At 55.0% G+C, this 20,966-nt stretch carries 18 protein-coding genes; 5 read left to right on the forward strand and 13 right to left on the reverse strand.

Translation table 11 applies throughout. The annotated features are described in order from the left end of the window. The first annotated feature begins 90 nt into the window (after positions 1 to 90). Positions 91 to 1,356, forward strand: coding sequence for a phenylacetate--CoA ligase family protein (locus DPF_RS03215; protein WP_069857430.1), 1,266 nt, complete (start codon positions 91 to 93; stop codon positions 1,354 to 1,356). A gap of 233 nt (positions 1,357 to 1,589) precedes the next feature. Beyond that, the gene (locus tag DPF_RS03220; protein WP_069857431.1) at positions 1,590 to 2,735 is read left to right on the forward strand and encodes a ChaN family lipoprotein; all 1,146 of its coding nucleotides are present in this window, start codon (positions 1,590 to 1,592) and stop codon (positions 2,733 to 2,735) included. A 107-nt stretch (positions 2,736 to 2,842) separates the two neighbouring features. On the opposite strand, the gene DPF_RS03225 is transcribed toward DPF_RS03220, so the two are convergent. From DPF_RS03225 to DPF_RS03245, 5 genes are all read right to left on the reverse strand, one after another. Next, positions 2,843 to 3,100 carry a hypothetical protein gene (locus tag DPF_RS03225; protein WP_069857432.1) on the reverse strand — a complete coding sequence of 86 codons (258 nt, stop codon included), beginning with the start codon at positions 3,098 to 3,100 and terminating at the stop codon, positions 2,843 to 2,845. Positions 3,101 to 3,210: 110 nt separating this feature from the next. Next, the gene (locus tag DPF_RS03230; protein ID WP_069857433.1) at positions 3,211 to 3,999 is read right to left on the reverse strand and encodes a cyclic nucleotide-binding domain-containing protein; all 789 of its coding nucleotides are present in this window, start codon (positions 3,997 to 3,999) and stop codon (positions 3,211 to 3,213) included. 39 nt (positions 4,000 to 4,038) lie between these two features. Beyond that, positions 4,039 to 4,332, reverse strand: coding sequence for a DUF4911 domain-containing protein (locus DPF_RS03235; RefSeq protein WP_069857434.1), 294 nt, complete (start codon positions 4,330 to 4,332; stop codon positions 4,039 to 4,041). Further along, a complete protein-coding gene (locus tag DPF_RS03240; protein WP_069857435.1) occupies positions 4,319 to 5,386 on the reverse strand; it encodes a M24 family metallopeptidase in 1,068 nt (355 codons plus the stop codon). The genes DPF_RS03235 and DPF_RS03240 overlap by 14 nt, the downstream gene beginning before the upstream one ends. Before the next feature lie 86 nt (positions 5,387 to 5,472). Next, complete coding sequence (locus DPF_RS03245; protein ID WP_218069953.1) at positions 5,473 to 5,745, reverse strand: ComEA family DNA-binding protein; 273 nt, start codon at positions 5,743 to 5,745, stop codon at positions 5,473 to 5,475. A gap of 39 nt (positions 5,746 to 5,784) precedes the next feature. Here DPF_RS03245 and DPF_RS13980 point away from each other — a divergent pair, with 39 nt between their 5' ends. Beyond that, entirely contained in the window at positions 5,785 to 5,952 is a 168-nt protein-coding gene (locus tag DPF_RS13980; RefSeq protein WP_176724147.1) for a hypothetical protein, read from the forward strand. Between the two features lie 268 nt (positions 5,953 to 6,220). Here DPF_RS13980 and DPF_RS03250 read toward each other — a convergent pair whose 3' ends face one another. From DPF_RS03250 to DPF_RS03285, 8 genes are all read right to left on the reverse strand, one after another. Beyond that, positions 6,221 to 7,756, reverse strand: a complete 1,536-nt coding sequence (locus DPF_RS03250) for a YifB family Mg chelatase-like AAA ATPase (RefSeq protein ID WP_069857436.1) — start codon at positions 7,754 to 7,756, stop codon at positions 6,221 to 6,223. Between the two features lie 3 nt (positions 7,757 to 7,759). Further along, positions 7,760 to 8,359: a signal peptidase I gene (gene lepB / locus DPF_RS03255; protein WP_069857437.1), complete on the reverse strand. Its 600-nt coding sequence runs from the start codon at positions 8,357 to 8,359 to the stop codon at positions 7,760 to 7,762. A 44-nt stretch (positions 8,360 to 8,403) separates the two neighbouring features. Further along, positions 8,404 to 10,212, reverse strand: coding sequence for a translation elongation factor 4 (gene lepA, locus DPF_RS03260; RefSeq protein WP_069857438.1), 1,809 nt, complete (start codon positions 10,210 to 10,212; stop codon positions 8,404 to 8,406). A 198-nt stretch (positions 10,213 to 10,410) separates the two neighbouring features. Further along, positions 10,411 to 10,896, reverse strand: a complete 486-nt coding sequence (locus DPF_RS03265; protein WP_069857439.1) for a hydrogenase maturation protease — start codon at positions 10,894 to 10,896, stop codon at positions 10,411 to 10,413. A 108-nt stretch (positions 10,897 to 11,004) separates the two neighbouring features. Further along, positions 11,005 to 12,450: a Ni/Fe hydrogenase subunit alpha gene (locus DPF_RS03270; protein WP_083254428.1), complete on the reverse strand. Its 1,446-nt coding sequence runs from the start codon at positions 12,448 to 12,450 to the stop codon at positions 11,005 to 11,007. A 9-nt stretch (positions 12,451 to 12,459) separates the two neighbouring features. Continuing rightward, entirely contained in the window at positions 12,460 to 13,392 is a 933-nt protein-coding gene (locus tag DPF_RS03275; RefSeq protein WP_069857441.1) for an NADH-quinone oxidoreductase subunit B family protein, read from the reverse strand. 50 nt (positions 13,393 to 13,442) lie between these two features. Next, positions 13,443 to 13,880 (reverse strand): hydrogenase iron-sulfur subunit, encoded by a 438-nt coding sequence (locus DPF_RS13865; protein WP_176724148.1) that lies wholly within the window; start codon positions 13,878 to 13,880, stop codon positions 13,443 to 13,445. Between the two features lie 75 nt (positions 13,881 to 13,955). After that, on the reverse strand, positions 13,956 to 17,009 hold the full coding sequence (locus tag DPF_RS03285; protein WP_176724149.1) for an FAD-dependent oxidoreductase: 3,054 nt from the start codon (positions 17,007 to 17,009) through the stop codon (positions 13,956 to 13,958). 458 nt (positions 17,010 to 17,467) lie between these two features. Here DPF_RS03285 and DPF_RS03295 point away from each other — a divergent pair, with 458 nt between their 5' ends. Both DPF_RS03295 and acs read left to right on the forward strand, forming a co-directional pair. Then, on the forward strand, positions 17,468 to 18,331 hold the full coding sequence (locus tag DPF_RS03295) for a LytR/AlgR family response regulator transcription factor (protein WP_069857443.1): 864 nt from the start codon (positions 17,468 to 17,470) through the stop codon (positions 18,329 to 18,331). Between the two features lie 492 nt (positions 18,332 to 18,823). Beyond that, the gene (gene acs / locus DPF_RS03300; protein ID WP_069857444.1) at positions 18,824 to 20,746 is read left to right on the forward strand and encodes an acetate--CoA ligase; all 1,923 of its coding nucleotides are present in this window, start codon (positions 18,824 to 18,826) and stop codon (positions 20,744 to 20,746) included. The last annotated feature ends 220 nt before the right edge of the window (positions 20,747 to 20,966 follow it).

Below are 20,966 nucleotides of genomic sequence, written 5' to 3' on the forward strand. Positions count from 1 at the left end.
GCTCGGTTTACATCAGAGTACCCGTGTTTTGAGTCCCGGAATCATTTCGGGGCCGCGGGATACAATACCTATGCAAGGGGGTGGCGGCGCATGACCCGCAAAGACCGCACAGAAGGAATCTACAGCCGACGCGAGGTTCTTGACGAGAGCGAACGCAGAAAGTTCTATCAGATTCAGCTCAAGGATCTGCTTTCCTATGCCTACAGATATTCCGAGGACGTCAAAAAACGGTTCGATCGGGCCCAGTTCGATGTGGAAAAATTCAAGGAATTGTCTGATCTCAAGCATATACCCATTCTCAAGAAAAAAGAACTCATTTTTCTCCAGTCCATGGGCCCCCGCCTTGGCGGACTCCTGACCAAGGACCTCGGAGAACTGCGACGCATTTTTCTTTCGCCCGGCCCGATCTTTGATCCCGAGGATCGCAGTGAGGATTACTGGGGATGGTCCGAAAGTTTTTACGCGGCCGGCTTCAGGCCCGGTGATCTGGCCCAGATCACGTTCAACTATCACATGAACCCGGCAGGGCTCATGTTTGAGGAACCCCTCAAGACACTCAATTGTGCGGTTATCCCGGCCGGTCCGGGCAATACCAACAATCAGCTGGATATTATGCAGAAGCTTCGGGTGACCGGATATGTGGGTACGCCCAGCTATCTGATGCATCTGGCCCAGAAGGGTGAGGAAAAAGGGCTCAATCTGCGCAAGGAGCTGTATCTTGAAGTGGCTTTTGTCACTGGAGAAAAGTTTTCCGAAAAGATGCGCACGACCATTGAGAAAAAATTCGATCTCATCATGCGTCAGGGGTATGGAACCGCTGACGTGGGATGTATCGGGTACGAATGCTTCCAGAAAAACGGTCTGCACGTGGCCAACCGCTGTTTTGTGGAGATCTGTCATCCGGATACGGGCATTCCCCTGAAGGATGGGGATGTGGGCGAGATCGTGGTCACCGCCTTTAATAAGACCTATCCCCTGATTCGTCTGGCCACCGGAGATCTTTCCTACATTGACCGTGAACCCTGTGCCTGCGGCCGGACCTCGCCTCGTCTTGGCAATATTGTCGGGCGTGTGGACACGACTGCCAGGATCAAGGGGATGTTTGTCTATCCGCACCAGGTGGAACAGGTCCTTGCCAGTTTCGAAGAGGTCAAACGCTGGCAGATCGAAGTGACCAACCCCGGCGGGATCGACGAAATGATCCTGTCCATCGAGGCCAGCAGTTTCAAGCGTGAAGACGAGTTGTTGCATTCCTTTCGCGAGAAGATCAAGATTCGTCCTTTGCTCAAGGTGCTCGCCCCGGGAAGCCTGCCTCCCCAGATTCGGCTCATCGAGGACAAGCGCAAGTGGGATTAGTTCCGACGATCATTTTACAGAATGCAAACCGGCAGGGGCAACCCTGCCGGTTTTTTTGCCTTTGTGACAGTGGCAAGGCCCAGGCTGGCTCTCTGCCAGAGTTGTGAACGATGCAAAACGTCTGGAGGTCGCTTCATGTTGCGTGATTCCAGGGTGAAAAAGGCTTGTGGAATGTGTTTTGTGGGCGTTATGGATGGGCACTCCTGGTGCGTTGCAATGCAGGGAGAAGGAACATGGAAAGAACAATAGTTTTTCAGTTCATGGGGCTGGCCATGATGACTCTGATTGCTGCCGGGTGTGCCCGGCACGGAATACCCCCTGCGGATCAGAAACCGGTCAACCAGCCTACCCTGCATACGTCCCGGGGAACGGTCATCACCCCGGAAAAACTGGCTGATCGCCTGGGTACGACGGGGTATCTTCTGCTGGGTGAAGGGCATACCAAGAGCTGTGACCACATGGGTCAGGCAATGATTGTTCGCGCTCTGGCAAAACAGGGACGCAGACCCGTGGTGGGACTGGAAATGGTCGCCCGGGACAAACAGCCCGTACTTGACAGGTGGAACAGGGGAGACCTGTCCCTTCAGGAGCTGGAAGACCTGCTGGACTGGAAACAACGCTGGGGACATCCTTTTGCCTTGTATCGATCGATTTTCGAGGTGTGTCAGACGTACAAGCTGCCCCTTGCGGCCCTGAATGTTCCGCGCCGCGTGGTGGATGTGGTCCGGAAACAGGGGCTTGATGGCGTGAGTTTTAAAGACCGCCTCTACATACCCGATTCGATCATCCCGGCGACCAGACGGCAACGACAGGCTCTTCAGCCCATGCTTGCCATGCATGCACAGATGAGCGGGAACAAGGATGCTGACGCTGACAGGGAAGCCTTTTTCTTGATTCAGTCCCTTTGGGATACGGCCATGGCCGAGGCAGCCGTCAGCTGGCACAGGAAAACCGGGCATATGGTGGTCGTTCTGGCCGGAGCCGGGCATGTGGAAAATCGTTGGGGCATTGCGGCCCGCTTGCAGACCCTTGATCCGGATGCGTCTTTGATTTCGGTCATGCCAGCACGGGACAAGGCGGATATGACCCCTCAACAAGCCGATTATTTCTATTTCTGTCCATCGGCCGGGAGCAGCCGTTTGGGACTCGTGCTGGACATCCGGGATGATATGCTTGTGGTCAGAGGGGTGATGCCCGATTCCAGAGCCGCCAATGCAGGCTTTGAGCCGGGCGATGTGCTGGTCCTGGTTGGCGACCGGCGTATCACAAGCGCCCTTGATCTGCACAAGGTTGCCCTGCCCGCTGCCAAGGAAAACAGAGATCTTGTCTTCCAGGTGATGCGCAAAGGGGTACAAAAAAAGGTGGTTGTCCGGTTTTAGGACAATCCATCCTTATGACATAAAAAACCCCTGCAATTATGATTGCAGGGGTTCTTTATGTCCCGTTTGCACCAATCTGCCTGGTACGCATGCTGGGCTGTGGATACTTATTTGTCGTTTTTGAGCAAAAAGGTGGCGGAATCCATGTCGTAGATTGCCAGGGGGGCCTTGCCGCCACGTTGTTTCTGTATTTCTGCGGCACGCTGGATGATGCTCATGTCCAGCCAACCGTGGCGTTCCCAGACCTCGGGACTGCGGCTGCTCCAGAGTCTGAACTCGATGACGCCATCATTCTCGCGTACGTACATGCGTTCCTGTTTGTTCATGGGATCGGGATAGTAATAAAGTCCTTTGTCGTCTTTCACGTAAAGCTCCTTGCGTGATGCTTTGTCTGTAAACGGTCTGTCCGGCACGTATCGGCCTGCTGGTTGATGCGGACAGGGAGCAGGCCGGCAGACAGTCTTCTGAAAAACAGTTATTTGCTGGGTGCGCTGGTTGGCATGGAGCCCTTGATCTCGGCCAGTTCCCGGCTGGTTTTGGCAAGGCGCTGGGCCAGGGTTGTTACCAGACGCAGTGAAAAGTCGGGGTAGTCGGCAAGCATGGAGATCAGCTGCTCGGGGGAATAGACTTCAAGCACCGAGTTGCCCAGGGAGCGTATGCCAGCGGTTCTTCCCTCATTGAGCAGAAATGCCATCTCGCCGAATATCTCTCCGGGTTCCGTGATCACGGCCAGCTGATTGCCGTTCTTGACGACTTCAAGGCCCTTGTCGGTGGAAATGATCCGGTAGATTTCCGTGCTCATTTCGCCATCCTGCATGACCCATTGACCAGGACCCATGGTTTGTATCTTTCCCACGAATTGGGTCTGCATCTGTCCTGGATGGGTCTTGTCGAGTCGGGCCCAGCTTGCCTCCAGGACATGGGCCAGTCCTTTCAGAATGAGCTGGAGTGTACGCGGAGAATTTTGCAGGAGGTCATCAACCATGTCGGCCTGATAGGTGGCCACGCGGCAGGGTTCCAGAGCAATGGCCGTGCAGGGGTGGGTCCCCGATGGATTGATGATGCCCTCAATGCCAAAGGCATGACGTCCACGAAGATGCACGGGAGGTCCATTGCCTTTGGTCAACGCAACACTGCCCCCCAGCAGGATATAAAAACGCAGGGCGGTTTCACCAGCAGCAAAGAGGGTTGCCCCCTCTGGAAACGATTCAATGGCAGGGGCTGGTGCAGAATGTGTGGCAGGGTTGCTGTGTGCGGCGTGCATGAGCGAGGCGAAATCCTGGTGGATGATGACGGAACGATTCTAGGGAGAGATAGAGAAGCAGCTGCGTATGGCTACTGTATCTTCCAATGATTGCACAAGGGATACCACTGTTTCACGCATGTCCTCGGCAAAGGTGATGCGGACCAATGCCCTGTACTTGTCCAGTACCGACAGGTACGCCAAATTGTCGCAAGACTCAAGAATGAACTTGAACAGCGCAATGTCGGTTCGAGGGAGTTCCACATACAGATGGGCGGACCAGCACCGGGGATTGGGGTGGGATCGCGTTGTCCGGGTATCCTTCCCGAGGTGAGCGGTTTCAGAGGATTTCATGGCCGTTCTCCGTTATGACAACCATATGTTCCCACCTGACGCCGCCCCATTGGGGATAGTACAGCCCGGGCTCCGCCGTGACGACCATCCCGGGTTTGAAAACGGCCTGTGATCGTGGTCCCACTGCCGGCGGTTCATGGGTTTCAAGGCCTACACCATGCCCCAGGGAATGGGTGAAATGATTATCCAGACCATGTTTGGCAAAATAGTTTCTTGCTGCCTGGTCGGCATCCTTGATGGCTTTCCCGGGCAGATAGTGCTCTATGGCAAGGCGTTGGGCCTCCTGAACGTGTTTGAGAGTCTCTTGAAAAATCGATGTCGGATGTTCACCGACCCAGAAAGTCCTTGTCTGATCCGAACAATAGCTGTCCAGGCGGCATCCCGTATCCACAAGGACCGGGCAGTTGTCGGTGATAACTGTTTCCCCCGGAACAGCGTGGGGCAGAGCGCTGTTGGGACCGACGGCTGCAATGGTTTCGAAACTGAGTTCCGAGGCACCCTGTTCCCTGAACAATTGTTCGATTTTCCAGGCCAGGGAGGCCTCGGCCATGCCCGGGGCGAGAAGGGGCTCAATCTGTGCAAGGACCTTGTGATTCAATGCACAGCTGTTTTTAAGGGCTTGTATTTCTGTGGCATCCTTGATGGTCCTGAGCTCTTCCACCAGATTCCTGGTGGGGATGAGGTCCAGGCTTTTGCCAAGAGCCTTGTACTGGGCAACCGACATGGACCCGGCTTCAATGCCCAGAGTACGGATGCCCCTGTCGCGGAGCCAGGTTGCCATGTGCTCGTCCTTGTTCCCCGAATAAATGAAGATGCGATCCTGGGGCCAGATCCTGGCGGCCGCGTCCTTGTACCGGCCATCCGTAAACAGCCAGGCTTCTCCTTCGGAGGTCATCAGGATACATCCCGAACTCTCATTGCACTGGGGATCGTGGAGCTCGAAACCGGAAAGATAAAAGCGGTTGGCTGCATGGGTGACAAGCAACGCCTTGAGATTGTGGTGTTGCAGCGTGAGGGCGAGTTTTTTTTGACGTTTTTGAACGATTGTCATCATGTTGGTGCCCGATGATTGGAGGTTAAGCAACACAAGCGATCCCACCAGATGGGATCGCTTGTGTTAGGCGTTGCACCATGAAGCTGTCAAACCTTGATCAGCCCCTTGATCTTTTGAAAGATTTTGGGGCCGATTCCCTTGACCTGCATGATGTCTTCAATCTGTTTGAAGGGGTGATCCTTGCGATAGGTCACGATCCGTTTGGCGATGGCCGGTCCTATTCCGGGCAGATCAGCCAATTGCTGTTCCGTGGCCGTGTTGATGTTGACCTTGTCCATGCACAAGCCCGTTCCCAGGCCGACATACATCAATGAGAATACCAGAAACAGGGCCGCGATTCTGCATTTGATTGATGGCATTGATTTCCTCCTTGCATAAAATGGGTTGGACATGAAAGCATGACAGTAGGAAATGTGGATGCCTATATCGTAAGCGCAAGATTAAATCCAGAAAAAATTTGGGAAAGGCATGTGAACGCATTTATTGGTGTTTTCAAAGAAGATGGATGCACTTGCAGACTGTTTGCATTGATGGTGATGACCGCTTGTTTTTGTGAAATGTTCTGATGATCCGCCATGCAGACACGTTCAACAAAGTGAAGGCAAGCGATCGGGGATGCCATAACCGTCAGATTCGCCCAGAAGCGTGTAACCACTTGTCTTGTCGGCACGTGGGCAGATGACGACTTGGTAGGGTCGGATAAAGCAGGGTGAGGCGTGTACATGAAGTTGTGCCAGGGAGTGGCGTGTGTGCGGGGAAGCCGACACGAAAACCCTGCAGGGCGGTGTGTGAGCTCGTCCTGGAAAGTTGAGATGGACCGGTTTGCTACACGAATCAGAATGATTCGTTTTGGCGGTCAAGGGAGCGGTAGTTGATCGCTTCGGCCAGGTGATGGATGTTGATGGCGTGGTCGCCCGAGAGATCGGCAATGGTTCGGGCGATGCGAAGAATGCGTGTGAATGCCCGGGCAGAAAGACCCAGTCGTTTGACAGCGGATTCGAGAAATGCGTGTTCAGTGTCTCCCAACGGGCAGAACTGCTGGAGCCATTTGCCGGAAAGTTGGGCATTGGTCAGCAGGGGGGTGTCCTGATAGCGATGGGCCTGGATAGCCCGTGCTGCCCCAATGCGGGTGCGCATGGTGGCCGAATCAAGCGAACCTGTATTTTGACGAAGTTCCTTGTATGGTACGGCCGGGACCTCCACCTGCAGGTCGATGCGATCCAGAAGTGGACCGGAGAGACGGGATCTGTATCGCTGAATCTGGCTCGGGGTGCAGATGCAGGGATGCCGTTCATCGCCCAGGTAGCCACATGGGCAGGGATTCATGGCTGCAACGAGCATGAAGTCGGCCGGGTAGGACAAAGAGACTGCTGCGCGGGAAATGGTGACATGGCCGTCTTCAAGGGGCTGCCTGAGTACTTCGAGAACGTGTTTTTTGAATTCGGGCAATTCGTCCAGAAAGAGGACGCCCCGATGGGCCAGGGAGACTTCACCGGGTTTGGGGTACTGACCGCCGCCAATGAGTCCTGCGTCGGAAATGGTGTGGTGGGGAGATCTAAAGGGGCGAGATACAATCATGGGGTCTGATTTGAGATGACCCGCCACACTGTAGATTTTGGTCACTTCCAGGGCCTCGTCAAATCCAAGGGGAGGAAGAACCGTGGGAATGCGCTTGGCCAGCATGGTCTTGCCGCTGCCGGGAGGTCCGAGAAACAGGAGATTGTGCGCGCCTGCTGCTGCGATTTCAATGGCCCGTTTGGCATGTTCCTGGCCCTTGACCTCTGAAAAGTCCACGTGATGCTCTTCACGCAGGGCCCAGAGGGAATCGAGGTCGCTGCTTGCCGGTTCAATGGTTGTTTCACCCAGGAAAAACCGGATGGACTGGGACAGGGAATCCAGGGGTAAAACCGTCAGCCCCTTGACCACGGCGGCTTCAGCCGCGTTTTGCCGGGGAACGAACAGGGCCTTGGCCTGCATGTCCCGAGCCTTGATGGCCATGGGCAGGATGCCTGTGACCGGCCGGAGCTCACCACTCAGGGAAAGCTCACCCGCCATGTAGTATCCTCGCAGCGCATGTTCAGGGATTTCACCTGCACCGGCCAAAAGGCCGAGAGCCAGGGGCAGGTCATAACCACTTCCTTCCTTGCGCACGTCTGCCGGTGCGAGATTGACGGTAATTCGCGATGGCGGCAGCTTGAAGCCGCTGTTCTTGAGGGCGGAAAAAACCCGTTCCTTGCTCTCGCGCACGGCTCCTTCGGCAAGACCGACCATGCAGAAGGCTGGCATGCCGCTTCTGGCCAGGTCCACCTCAAGGTCGACCGTAAAAGCGTCTATGCCCAAAAGGGCTGTTGTTTCAACCCTGGCGATCATGAGCTACTCGACCATTTTGCCGATCCGGTTCCAGCGAATATTTGAGAATCCTTCCCAGGACCAGTACAGGATCATGGCTTTTCCTTCTATTTTGTCCCGGTCCACGTATCCCCAGAATCGGGAGTCATAGGATTCATCACGATTGTCTCCCATGACAAAATATTTGTCGGCAGGAACGGTGATGGGACCAAAATTGTCCCGGACCGGGCTGAAGTCGTTTTGCACGTGTTGGACATACGGTTCGTTCAGCCTTTCCCCGTTTCGGTAGAGAACCTTGTTGCGCATTTCCAAAACGTCGCCGGGGGTTCCAATGACGCGCTTGATAAAATCCTTGGAAGGATCTTCAGGAAATTCGAACACAATGATATCCTTGAACTGGGGGTCGGAAAAACGGGCCAGGACAATATCGGTAAAGGGAATCCTGATGCCGTATATAAACTTGTTGACCAGGAGATGATCCCCTATCTGCAGGGTCTGGAGCATGGACCCCGAGGGGATTTTAAAGGCCTGGACCACGAAAGATCTGATGATGAAGGCCAGAATAAAGGCGATGATAAGTGCTTCGGCGTACTCTTTCAAGATGGTTTGCCAGCGTGGTTCCATGAGTCGGTCCTGATATTGGATGTTGGATGTGGTTCGTGAATGGGCTATTTGCCGTCATCCACCTGCATGGCGGCCAGAAAGGCTTCCTGGGGAATTTCAACACTGCCCATGCGTTTCATGCGCCGCTTGCCTTCCTTTTGTTTCTCCAGAAGTTTGCGCTTTCGAGTGATGTCCCCGCCATAGCATTTGGCGGTAACGTTCTTGCGCAAGGGCGCGTTGCGTTCCTTGGCGATGATTTTGCTGCCAATGGCTGCCTGGATAACGACCTCGAAGAGCTGCCTGGGAATGAGCCGTTTGAGTTTCAACGCCAGGGCACGTCCCCGGTAATAGGCATTGTCCCGATGGACGATACAGGACATGGCATCAACAGGATCACCGTTGATGAGGATATCCAGCTTAACCAGGTCCGAGGGCCTGTAATCGACGATTTCGTAATCAAGGGAGGCGAATCCCCTGGTCATGGATTTGAGTCGGTCGAAAAAATCGTACACGATTTCGGAAAAGGGCAGCTCATAAGTGATGATGACTCTGTTGGCCGTGAGGTATTTGAGGTCCTTTTGAGTTCCCCGTTTCTCCTCACAGAGTTTGAACACGTTGCCCACATACTCGTTGGGTACGTGGATCTCCATGCGGACGTAAGGCTCGTTGATCGTGTCGATTTCGCCGGGACTCGGCAGCTTGCTCGGGTTGTCGATTTCAAAGACCTCGCCGTTGGTCTTGTGGATCTCGTATATCACCGACGGCGCTGTGGCAATGAGATTCGCCCCGAATTCGCGTTCCAGACGTTCCTGGATGATCTCCATGTGGAGTAGCCCCAGAAAACCCGCTCTGAAACCAAATCCAAGGGCCTGGGAGGTTTCGGCCTCGTAGGCAAAGGCCGCATCGTTCAGCTGGAGTTTTTCAAGAGCCGATTGCAGAACGCTGTATTCGGCCGGTTCCACCGGATACAGTCCGCAAAAGACCATGGGCTTGACGGTCTTGAATCCCGGGAAAGGTTCCTGGGTCGGGTTTTTGGGATGGGTAATGGTATCACCCACGCGGGCCTCGTCCAGTTCCTTGATGCTGGCGCACAAGAAACCAACCTCGCCAGGTCCGAGTTCCTCAATGTCCGTTGGTTCAGGAGAGAAAACACCCAGTCGGGTGACCTCGAAATCCTTGCCCGTGGAGTACATCCTGATGGGCTGGCGATTTTTGATGGTTCCCTCAAGGATGCGAAACAAAACCACGACCCCCTGATAGGAGTCGTACCAGGAATCAAAGATCAAAGCCTTCAGGGGTTGATGGGGATCACCCTTGGGAGAGGGGATTTCACGGACCAATCGCTGGAGAAGCTCCTTTACCCCTTCACCTGTCTTGGCGCTCACCAGGATGGGGTCGCCACAGTCCAGGCCAATGGCTTCTTCGATCTCCTGGCAGACTTCTTCGGGATGGGCGCTGGGCAGGTCAATCTTGTTGAGGACGGGAAGCACGTCCAGGTCATGGTCGAGGGCCAGATACACATTGGCCAGGGTCTGAGCCTCGACTCCCTGGGTGGCGTCCACCACAAGAAGAGCCCCGTCACAGGCCGCCAGGCTGCGGGAGACTTCGTAGCTGAAATCCACGTGCCCTGGTGTGTCAATGAGGTTCAGAATATACTTTGATCCGTCGGGAGCGGTATAGGGAATCCGGACGGTTTGCGACTTGATGGTGATACCTCGCTCCTGCTCCAGCTCCATCCTGTCCAGGTACTGGTCCTTCTTGTCCCGTTCGGCAATGAGGCCGGTCAGTTCCATGATCCGGTCAGCCAGGGTGGACTTGCCGTGGTCGATATGGGCGATGATGCTGAAATTGCGAATTGTCGTAATGTCGGTCATGCAGGTGTCCGTGGCATCTGATGTGCCTGGAAAGAATCGGTAAGAGTTCTACTCGGTCCAACGGACAGGGATTGACTGTCCATTGGGAGATGCAAAATCAGGGAAGGCACCTCATGCAAGGTGCCCCCGGATATGCGTGCGGTGGGAGGGATCGGAGGCAGATAAACGTTGGGTCCTCCCTCGGCACGTTTTCGTTTATCAGAAATAGGTTTTGACCTTGGCCATGAGCTCGGGAAGCTTGGCCTGAAGGGTCGGGCTGAGGCCTTCTTCCATGGCCTCGGGAATATAGGCGCTTTGAACAACGAGAATCTTGAGATCAATCCCGGTGCTGTCCCTGAGTTCCTTGAGCAGGTTGGTGGTCGGAAATTGGTGCAGGGTGAAATCCGAGATTTTTTTGGGGTCCATCTGGTCCACGTCGATCTCGAAAATTTCGCCTGGCTCCCGATCGCTCTGGGTGACCGCGTCGACCACGACGACCCGTTCGGGAAGCTTATCGCTGAGGACCATGTCGAAGAGCAGGCCCCTGATGGAGGTTCCCACGTCCAGCAGGGCCACATCATCCGGCACATCCGGGTCCTTTTCCAGCGCGGCGATCAATGCCGGCCCAATACCGTCGTCGGCATACAGCACATTCCCGCACCCGAAAACAACCACGCGGGAATTGAACATTTTTGACCAATCCATGTACTATCTCCTCATCTTGTCCCGTGTCGGGACGAGCGTTACCCAAAAAGGCCGCTGCCCGCTTGGGGGCAACGGCCTTCTTAATCCATTTGTGTACGGCTGTCTAATCTAGCGTTTCATGGTATCCAGGGTGTTGCCTTCCCTGTCCTGGATCTTGACTTCCATGGCAATACCGCCATCCAGGCGGTGAGTAGCGCAGCTCATTCACGGGTCATAGGCGCGTACGGCCATCTCGATCCTGTTCAGGATGCCCTGGTCGTATTTGCCGTCCTTTATGACCGCCTTGGCGGCCTGCTTGACTGACAGGTTCATGGCCGCATTGTTGTGGGTCGTACCAACAATGAGGTTGGCCATGGTGACCATGCCGTTTTCATCGGTCTTGTAATTGTGGATGAGGGTTCCGCGAGGTGCTTCCACACAACCGAACCCTTCACCAGCCTTGGGTTCGATGTTGGTTGCCCGGATGTCTCTTCCGGTGATCTCGGGATCGTTCAGGAGCTCCTCGGCGCGTTCTGCACAGTAGACCAGCTCGATCAGACGTGCCCAGTTGTAGAGCAGGGTCAGGTGCGCGGGGCGACCAAAGCTCTTGCGGAAGATTTCCAGCTCTTCCTGAGCCAGGGGAGTGGCCATCTTGTCACAGACATTGATACGTGCCAGACAATTGGACCGGTAGACACCCACGGGGTCGTTTTCATCGAGTTTCAGCTGGCCCCAGTTCTTGGCGTAGGGGAACTTGAGATAGCTCCAGTCCTCGATATGCTCGCCGATGTGGTTCTTGTACTCGCTGTACGGGAACTGTTCGATCTTGCCGTCAGCGCTCTGGAGACGGAGTTCACCATCATAGAGCTGCAGTGCGCCTTCCTTGTCCACGGTTCCTATGTACCCGGAAGGGAAAACACCCAGGGTTTTTACCGCGTCCAGGTATTTGGGGAAGACCTCTTCCCGGGCGAATTTCATGGTGAACAGGGCGAAATCCTTGAATTCCAGAACACCCTGGAGAAGTTCCTTGCGCTCTTCTTCCAGCATGGGCCGGGAGTATCCGCCCACAACAGCGGCCATGGGATGGATGACCTTGCCGGCGAATTTTTCGAGCATCATCTGGGACTTGTAGCGCATGTGCACGACTTTCTTGGCCAGGTCCGGAGCGGCGCCCACAATACCCACAACGTTCCGCACGGAATAGTCGGCGTCAGGACCGAGGACGAAATCCGGAGCGGCCAGAAAGTAGAAGTGAAGGATCTTGTCCGGGATATAGGCCAGCATCTGGCAGAGTTCACGGAGTTTCCGGCCTGTGGGAGGCGGTGTTACGCCGAGACACTGGTCAGCAGCCTTGTTGGAGGCCAGGTGATGCTGCCAGGGACAGATACCGCAGATGCGGTTGACGATCCGGCAGACCTCTTCAACGGGACGGCCGACCACGAATTTTTCAAATCCCCTGAGGGACAAGACATGAAGTCTTGCATCTTCCACATTGCCGCTGTCATCGAGCTGGATGGTGACGCTCGCGTGACCCTCAATGCGGGAGACCGGGGCTATATTTAATGTCTTACCCATTATCTCCTCCTAACCTAGTTTTTTCAGCATGTTGTGTGCGCCGCAGAACCGGGCCAGATACCCACGACGGTCCGGCATGGTCGAGGGATCAAAACCGTTGGAAGCCAGGGCGCCCATATAGTCGACAATGGGCTTGGCACCCTTGCGGATGGGTCCATAGCAGCCTCGGCAGGGCATACGTGTGCTGATGCACCGAGGGTTGCCGCTTTTGCCGCCACAGCCTGCGCGGGTGACCGGCCCGAGGCAGAGAAAACCCTGTTCCAACAGGCAGCGCATGTCGTCAATGGGCTTGTCCGGATCGAATACCGGGCTCTGGAGCATGCGCTTGATGTCTGGCAATCCCTTTTTGCCCTGTTTGATGGTCGGGCAGGTATCGCATACGGACCGTTCAGGCATGGCGAATTCAGTTTTGCCTTCAAGCAGGGCCAGGACTGCGGCCGTTATCCAGTCAGGATGCGGAGGACAGCCGGGAAGATAGATGTCCACGTCCACAACTTCGTCCAGGGCGTAGCACTTGTCCAGCAAGGGCGGGATATTCTTGGTCGGGGGTTCTCCGGGATCTGTAGTGGGAGAATCCTTGTACACGAACTGGTTCAGTTCGTCGTTGTCGTACATGTTGATCAGGGCGGGGATACCACCATCTGTGGCACATGTGCCCAAGGCGATTAGGATCTGGCATTTTTTGCGCATTTCCTTGGCGACCTCAACGTGTTCCTCGTTGCGAACGCTGCCGGAAATAATACCAACAACAGCTTCGGGAATGTTCATCTCGGTTTCTTCACCGGTCTGCCCGAAGTATTTATGATCCATGATGACCGGGATGTGGACAAACTCCAGGTTGTTGACCAGGAGATCAACCAGGACATCACCGATATTCAGAGTGGCTATCTCACACCCGGAGCATGAGTTGAGCCATTCCTCGGCAACAGTTACTTTGGCCATATCTCTATACCTCCATGGGTTGAATCAGTGCATGATTCACCCTGACATCGTTAGGCGCTGAAGGCCCGTTTCTTTTTCAGCCGAACAGGATTGGGACCAAGAGTGCGGATTTTTTCCGTAAACTCCGTGACGACCTTCTGGAACTTGGGAGCCTCAGCCCCAGAAACCCATTCGATCGCAAACCTTTCGGGGTCGATGCCGAGATCTTCGAGGACCAGATTGATGGCGTTTGCCCTAGCCAGTGCTTTGTGATTACCATCCAGGTAATGACATTCACCGAGGTGTCAGCCCATGATGATGACGCCGTCGGCTCCCTTTTCCAGAGCATCGACAACGAGGTTGGGATGAACCATGCCGGAGCACATGACCCTGATGGCGCGCATGTTCGGGGGATATTGCAGCCTGGAGACTCCCGCCAGGTCTGCACCGGCATATGCACACCAGTTACAGAGGAATCCGATGATTACAGGCTCGAAATTGTCTGCCATTGAAACATCTCCTTGTTTATGGCTTTTGGTGCGCGAGATCCCGTGTTCAATCCGGGATCTCGCGGCCAAAGTGCGTTATATATCCTCCAGGGCAGCCATGACCTGTGCCCTGAGCTGTTCCGTGGTGAAGCCGTGGACATAGACGCCCTTTTTGGGACAGGTGGCTTCACAAATACCGCACCCTTTGCACAGGGATGCATTGGTTTCGATGTGCCGTCTTTCTTCCCCGTCCTCGTTGGTATAGGTAACCATGGATATGGCGCCGTAGGGACAGGTATCCACGCACAGTGCACAACCATCACAGTTTTCCGTGGGATAGGACTTGATGGAATCAAGGGGCATCTCGGACTTGGACAGGACCACGGACGCCCGTGAGACCGCAGCCTGAGCCTGGGCAATGGCCTCGTCAATGGGCTTGGGATAGTGGCACAGCCCGGCAACAAACATGCCGTCAACAGTCATGTCCACGGGACGGAGCTTGGGATGGGCCTCCATGATGAAACCGTCTTCGTTGAGGCCGCATTTGTAGAGCTCAACCAGTTCGTCACTTTTGTTGGGCACGATGGCGGTGGCCAGAACAAGATAGCTCGGCCGGATGTCCAGAGTCTTGCCGGAGATGGGATCGTTGACCAGGACCACGAGGTCATCGCCTTCACGGGTGACCTGAGGCTTGTTCTCCAGTGTATAGCGGACAAAGATGACTCCGAGTTCCCTGGCTTCGAGGTACAGGTCCTCCCGTTCGCCGTAGGTTCGGATATCCCGATAGATGACGAACACGGGCATGTCCGGATTGGCCTTTTTCAGGTCTATGGCCGATTCCATGGTGTGGGTACAGCAGGTCTTGCTGCAGTAGGGGCGTTCGGGACAGCGTGAGCCCACGCACTGGATGAACACGGCTCCCTTGGCCTTGGAAACAACGGGCATGTTTTCCTGGAGTTCCTTGTCGAATTCCAGGTGGGTCATGACCCGTTCGTCCTTGCCGTACAGATACTCGTCAGGCTTGTATTCGGAGGCACCCGTACAGACAACGGCAATGCCGTACTTGATGGCCTTGGTTTCTCCGGCCACGTCGATTTCGGTGACAAAGTTGCCCACCGAACCCTTGTTGCTCTTGAGGGTGGTGTTTTTGAATATCTTGATGTTGGGATGGGCCTCGACCTTGGCGATGAGATCCTCGACATAGGGCCTGATGGGTTCACCCCTCCAGGTCTTGTTGAGGAGCAGGGCGTTGCCACCCAGGGTGTCGGTCTTTTCAATGAGCATGGTCTCGAAACCCTGATCGGCTATGCCAAGAGCCGTTTTCATGCCGGAAACACCGCCACCAACGACCAGAGCGGTCTGATTGACGCCCACGGAGAGATGATCCAGGGGAGCAAGCATGCCCGCCTTGACCACGGCCATGCGAACCTGATCCTTGGCCTTTTCCGTGGCTTTTTCCTTTTCCTTCATGTGGACCCAGCTGTTCTGGTTCCTAATGTTGGCCATCTCGAACAGATATTCGTTGAGGCCGGCTTCCTTCAGGGTTTCCTGGAACAGGGGTTCATGGGTCCTGGGCGTACATGCTGCCACGACAACACGATTGAGCTGCTGCTCCTTGATCTCGTTGGCCATGAGGACCTGAGTGTCCTGAGAGCAGGTGAACATGTTGTTTTTGACGTAGACAACACCCGGGAGGGTCTTGGCGTATTCGGCAACAGCCTCCACGTCCACGGTCCCGGCGATGTTAATACCGCATGAGCAGACAAAAACACCGATTCTCGGCTCCTGGCCGGCTACGTCGATTTCAGTGGGAAATGTTTTGTCCTGGGTCATGGTGCCGCGTACGGAATGCAGATTGGCGGCTGCTTCCATGGCTGCGGACGACGCCTCGGTCACGGACTGGGGGATATCCTTGGGGCCCTGGAATGCGCCGGCAGCAAAGATGCCGTCCTTGGAGGTGGCCACAGGATTGAAGCTGGTGGTCTCGGCAAAATTGTACTTGTCGAGCTTGATGCCCATGTTCTGGGCCATGTCCAGAGCGGCCGGTCCGGTCTGCAGACCGACGGAAAGAACAAAGAGATCGAATGCTTCCTTGACCCGTTCACCCGTGGTTGTGTCCATGTACTCGACTATGACACCCTTGTTGTCGGGGCCGGGATAGATGGTGTGGACGCGATCCGGAATAAAGCGGATGCCTTCTTCCTTGGCCTTTTCCAGGTATTTGTCGAATTCTTTGCCGTGGGTTCGCATGTCCATGTAGAAAATGGACAGGTCCAGATCGGCGCCGTCGGCGTGCTCGGCCGAAACCATGGCCTGCTTGAGGGCATACATACAGCAGACGCTGGAGCAGTAGCCGTTGTCACACTTGTTGATGTTACGGGAGCCCACGCACTGCAGCCAACCGACCTTTTTGGGTACGGTATTGTCCGACGGGCGTTCCAGGTGGCCCATGCACGGGCCGCCAGCAGCCAGGAGGCGTTCGTATTCGAGACTGGTGACTACGTCGGGCAGCTGGGCGTAATCGTAGGTGTCGAACATGGAGGGGTCAAAAGCCTTGAAACCCGGGGCCGTGATGATGGAACCGACCTGGATTTCGTGGATTTTTTCCGTGTCCGCGAAATTGATGGCGTCTGCGGGACAGAATTTTTCACAGGCCCGGCATTTGCCTTTCTGTATGAAGATACAGTTTTCGGGATCAAGAGCGTATTTCAGGGGTACGGCCTGACCGTACGGGATGTAGGCGGCTTTGCGTTTGCTCAGCCCACCGTCGAATTCGTTGGAGACCTTCTTGGGGCATTTTTCCGCGCACATGCCACAGGCAATACATTTGTCGACATCGACATAGCGCGGGTTTTCCTTGACGGTTACGGTGAAATTACCAGCTTCGCCTTCAATCTTCTGTACCTCACTAAGAGTGAGGAGTTTGATGTTCAAGTGCCGACCGCACTCTACCAGTTTCGGTGAGAGTATTCACATCGCGCAGTCATTGGTCGGGAAGGTCTTATCGAGCTGGGCCATTGCCCCGCCGATGGCAGACGTCTTCTCGATCAGGTACACGTAGTAACCGGTGTCAGCCAGGTCCAAGGCCGCTTGGATGCCGGCAATACCGCCACCGACAACCATGACTGCACCAACTTTCTCTTGTGCCATAGTTTACCCCCTTAGCCAGTTGATTTGGTGCTAATGGTATTGAAATATCGCTTATCGCCAGAATCAGGATCATCATGTCATGGGCTTTGATCCTGATTTATATGAAAACCAAATAGGTCAGGCAGAATTATGTGCAGAAAATTTATGAGGTTCGTATCCCATGTTCGGAAAAAATGCTAGTCCTTGCGACGAAGAAATTGAAAAAATAATGGGTGGAATCCAAAAAAAGTCTCACCCGACCGTTTTCGCTTGTGATACCGGGTTGACCCCTTGTTGCGTGATCAGGGCAATCTTCCACCTTAATCCCGCTGCGAAATGTGTCAGGATGTCAAAAGAACGTTTATTTTTCCGAACCTTGCACACGATCGTGATTCCCTGTACGTTCCCGTGAAATGATCGCAGTCTGCCTTTTCCGGCCCTGACATTTCTTTCGTACCACAACGACCGTGGACCGGCCCATGAAAAAACTTACATGCCTGCTTGTGCATCAGGACCCTGATATCCGTACCGAACTTCGGAAGAAGCTTGCCGAGGTCAAGGGAGTCAAGATCCTCGGGGAAGCTGTTTCCTCGTTCGAGGCTCTGGAAATGCTGGAATCAATTCCCTATGATGTCTTTTTCCTCGGCACGGAACTGGCCGGCGGGGTAAGCGGAATTGAAATGGCCCAAATCCTTGGTCAACGAAAAACAGCGCCCATACTCATTTTCCTGGCCAAGGACGAATCCCTTGCCTTCAAGGGTTTTGAACTCGGCGCCACGGACTATCTGCTCTGGCCCGCCACGGTTGAACGACTTGGTCGATCCATTCAACGGGCCGCGCTGGTCCTTCCTCCGCATCGTGAACAGGGCCGCGGGGTGGCCGTTCCCCTGCAGGCCAGATCACGGGGAGAAGAGGAAACCCTGCAACTGGCTTTGGGCGAAAAAGAGGAAGAACTCTTTCTTGAAGCCCTGCGCAAGGCATGGGACCGGAGGCAGGCCAGGCCCGTGGAGATCGAAAAACTGCCCATCAACCAGGATGGACGACTGCTGCTCATTCCCTACAGCCAGATTGTTTTCATCGAGGCCTACGAGGATTACAGCTATGTGCATACCTCCGGGGACAAGTTTTTGACCTCCTACCGGCTCAAGAATCTGGAAGAACGACTCAGAAAACATCGGTTTTTCCGGGTTCATCGCAAATATCTGGTCAATTTGGAAATGGTCACGGAAATCGCCTCCATGCCCGGCAGCAATTTCATGCTTCGTACGGCAGGCCGCAAAAAGATCGAGTTGCCCATCAGTCGCCGGCGCATTGGTGAACTCAAGCAGCTCCTCAATCTCTAACGCCATCTGCCCCGGCACCTTCTCCCCCTGTTTGCGGGGCCGCTTGAGGTTCCAGTCTGCGGGAAACGGGAGCAACCTCCTGTTTCCCTGTTTTGTTTGGGGGAGGCCTTGCTGCAAAGGAGAAGACATGCCCGGAGGACTTGGCGTTATGCGTGCTGTTTGCAGGTCGTGGCAGGACGTTGCGGGATGGGCGGGTGAGCATGGAGGGACGATTTTGCCCCTTGTGCGGTTTTTTGGGGTCGGTGCAAGGTTGGATTTTGACAAAAATGGACCCTGCAACGTGGCGTGAGTTCCTTTTTTCCGTTTTGATCCGTCCAACCGTTTACCCCAGACAGCCCGCCTTTAGCCGATTATTCATCTACATGTCGGGAAAAATGGGCCACAAGCTTTATTAATGATCAAGATCCTCTGGCAAGGATGAACACCATTCGACAATTTCAATCTCCCCCATTTACGAAGTGCTGATCCACCGGCACGACCAAGGAGGATATCATGGAACATAACGGCGCACTGGACTCCCTGCTTCAGGAAGAACGCGTTTTCAGACCGCTGCCGCAACTGGTTATCGAGGCAAATGTCAATCCCCAAGAATATGATGCCGCCGTCAGGAATGGCAATGACGATTATTTGAGCTATTGGGAAGATGCCGCCAGGGAGCTGGACTGGTTTCGCAAGTGGAATCAGGTTCTCGACGATTCCAACCCGCCTTTTTACAGGTGGTTTCCCGGGGCCAAGTGCAACATCGTGTACAATGCCCTGGACAGGCATATCACCACTGCCAACAAGAACAAACTCGCCCTGATTTGGGAAGGTGAGACCGGAGACACCCAGAAATTCACCTACTATGAACTCTACAGGGCCGTGAACCGTTTTGCCAACGCCCTGCGTTCCCTGGGCATCAAGAAAGGGGATCGGGTTGTCATCTACATGTCTCCCCTGCCTGAAACGATCATTGCCATGCTTGCCGTGGCCAAGATCGGTGCGGTCCACTGCATGGTCTTTGCCGGGTTTTCCGCCAAGGCCCTTCGGGAGCGGATCAACGATGCCCAGGCCAAGCTGGTTATCACGGCCGATGGTTTTTATCGCAACGGCCGGCCCATCAACCTGAAGAAAGTCATCGACGAGGCTGTGGAAGGCTGCGATTCCGTGGACACCGTGGTGGTGGTTCACCGGGCCAACGTCCAGGTGGAAATGAACGAACCCAGGGATCTGTGGTATGAAGCCCTGGTCCGTCAGGAAAGCCCCGAGTGTCCCACCGAGGTCATGGATGCCAATGACATGCTTTTTCTTCTGTACAGCTCCGGGACCACGGGCAAGCCCAAGGGAATTGTGCATGGTCATGGCGGGTACATGGTCGGCGTTCATCGGAGTCTCAACTGGGTTTTTGACATCAAGCCCACGGACATTTTCTGTTGTACCGCTGACGTGGGGTGGATCACCGGCCACAGTTATGTTGTCTATGGCCCCCTCATGGCCGGAACGACCACGGTGCTTTATGAAGGCCATCCCCTGTATCCCCAGGCCGACCGCATGTGGGATGTGATTGCCAAGTACGGGGTGACCATCTTTTATACCGCACCGACCCTCATCCGCATGCTCATGCGTTTTGGCACCCAATATCCCAAGATGCATGATCTGAGCACCCTGCGGTTGCTCGGTTCGGTGGGCGAGCCCATCAATCCCGAGGCCTGGGTATGGTTTTACAAGAATATCGGCCGGTCCGAGTGTCCGATCATTGATACCTGGTGGCAAACCGAGACCGGATCGTTCATCATCTGTCCCTTTCCCATCTCGCTGCTCAAACCCGGGTCGGTGTTCAAACCGCTCCCCGGCATTGAGGCCGATGTTGTTGATGAACAGGGCAACCCCGTTCCTCCGGGCAAGGGGGGACAGCTCATTCTCAAACGGCCCTGGCCGTCCATGCTCCTTGGTCTGTACAAGGACCCCGAACGGTACAAGGAAGCCTATTGGAGTCAGGTACCGGGGGCCTATCTGGCCGGAGACGTGGCCCGCAAGGATGAAGACGGATACATCTGGATTCAGGGCCGTTCCGACGACGTCCTGAACATCGCCGGTCATCGCATTGGCACGGCCGAGCTGGAAAGCGCTCTTGTGGCTCACCGGGCCGTTGCCGAGGCCGCGGTCATCGGCGTGCCCGATTCCATCAAGGGCGAGGTTGCCAAGGCCTTTGTCATCCTCAATGAGGACTATAACGACCCCGAAGATCCTGATGAGCTTCTCAAGCAGCTCAAGGATCATATCCGCAGGGAACTCGGACCTGTTGCCGTGGTCAAGAGTATCGAGATCAGGGAAAAACTGCCCAAGACCCGCAGCGGCAAGATCATGCGCCGTATCCTCAAGGCCGAGGAAATGGGTGAGGATGTCGGGGATACGTCGACCCTTGAAAACGATTGACGGACCATTGTCCCTCGGTGGCTTCATCATGGGCCTGACCGAGAGAACATTGAAATCGCAAGGCGGCCGCTGGCCGCCTTTTTCATGGGCTCTGTTCTTGAGTTTTTGGGGGAAAAGGGTAAAAAGATGTTGGTGGCCGCAACAAGGCGGGTTTCCCGGAGAACGGCTCTGGCGGTAGCAGTGACAAGGGGTTTGGTTTGAATGGCATTCCATCTTCCCC

The sequence above is a fragment of the Desulfoplanes formicivorans genome (genome assembly GCF_001748225.1).
GTDB classification, from domain to species: Bacteria; Desulfobacterota; Desulfovibrionia; order Desulfovibrionales; family Desulfomicrobiaceae; genus Desulfoplanes; species Desulfoplanes formicivorans.

Excerpts from the sequence above, each read along its gene's own strand:
- DPF_RS03215 (WP_069857430.1), top strand. The coding sequence starts at position 91 with ATGACCCGCAAAGACCGCACAGAAGGAATCTACAGCCGACGCGAGGTT.
- DPF_RS03220 (WP_069857431.1), top strand. The coding sequence starts at position 1,590 with ATGGAAAGAACAATAGTTTTTCAGTTCATGGGGCTGGCCATGATGACT.
- DPF_RS03230 (WP_069857433.1), bottom strand. The coding sequence starts at position 3,999 with ATGCACGCCGCACACAGCAACCCTGCCACACATTCTGCACCAGCCCCT.
- DPF_RS03235 (WP_069857434.1), bottom strand. The coding sequence starts at position 4,332 with ATGAAATCCTCTGAAACCGCTCACCTCGGGAAGGATACCCGGACAACG.
- DPF_RS03240 (WP_069857435.1), bottom strand. The coding sequence starts at position 5,386 with ATGATGACAATCGTTCAAAAACGTCAAAAAAAACTCGCCCTCACGCTG.
- DPF_RS03245 (WP_218069953.1), bottom strand. The coding sequence starts at position 5,745 with ATGCCATCAATCAAATGCAGAATCGCGGCCCTGTTTCTGGTATTCTCA.
- DPF_RS13980 (WP_176724147.1), top strand. The coding sequence starts at position 5,785 with ATGACAGTAGGAAATGTGGATGCCTATATCGTAAGCGCAAGATTAAAT.
- DPF_RS03250 (WP_069857436.1), bottom strand. The coding sequence starts at position 7,756 with ATGATCGCCAGGGTTGAAACAACAGCCCTTTTGGGCATAGACGCTTTT.
- lepB (WP_069857437.1), bottom strand. The coding sequence starts at position 8,359 with ATGGAACCACGCTGGCAAACCATCTTGAAAGAGTACGCCGAAGCACTT.
- lepA (WP_069857438.1), bottom strand. The coding sequence starts at position 10,212 with ATGACCGACATTACGACAATTCGCAATTTCAGCATCATCGCCCATATC.
- DPF_RS03265 (WP_069857439.1), bottom strand. The coding sequence starts at position 10,896 with ATGGATTGGTCAAAAATGTTCAATTCCCGCGTGGTTGTTTTCGGGTGC.
- DPF_RS03275 (WP_069857441.1), bottom strand. The coding sequence starts at position 13,392 with ATGGCCAAAGTAACTGTTGCCGAGGAATGGCTCAACTCATGCTCCGGG.
- DPF_RS03295 (WP_069857443.1), top strand. The coding sequence starts at position 17,468 with ATGAAAAAACTTACATGCCTGCTTGTGCATCAGGACCCTGATATCCGT.
- acs (WP_069857444.1), top strand. The coding sequence starts at position 18,824 with ATGGAACATAACGGCGCACTGGACTCCCTGCTTCAGGAAGAACGCGTT.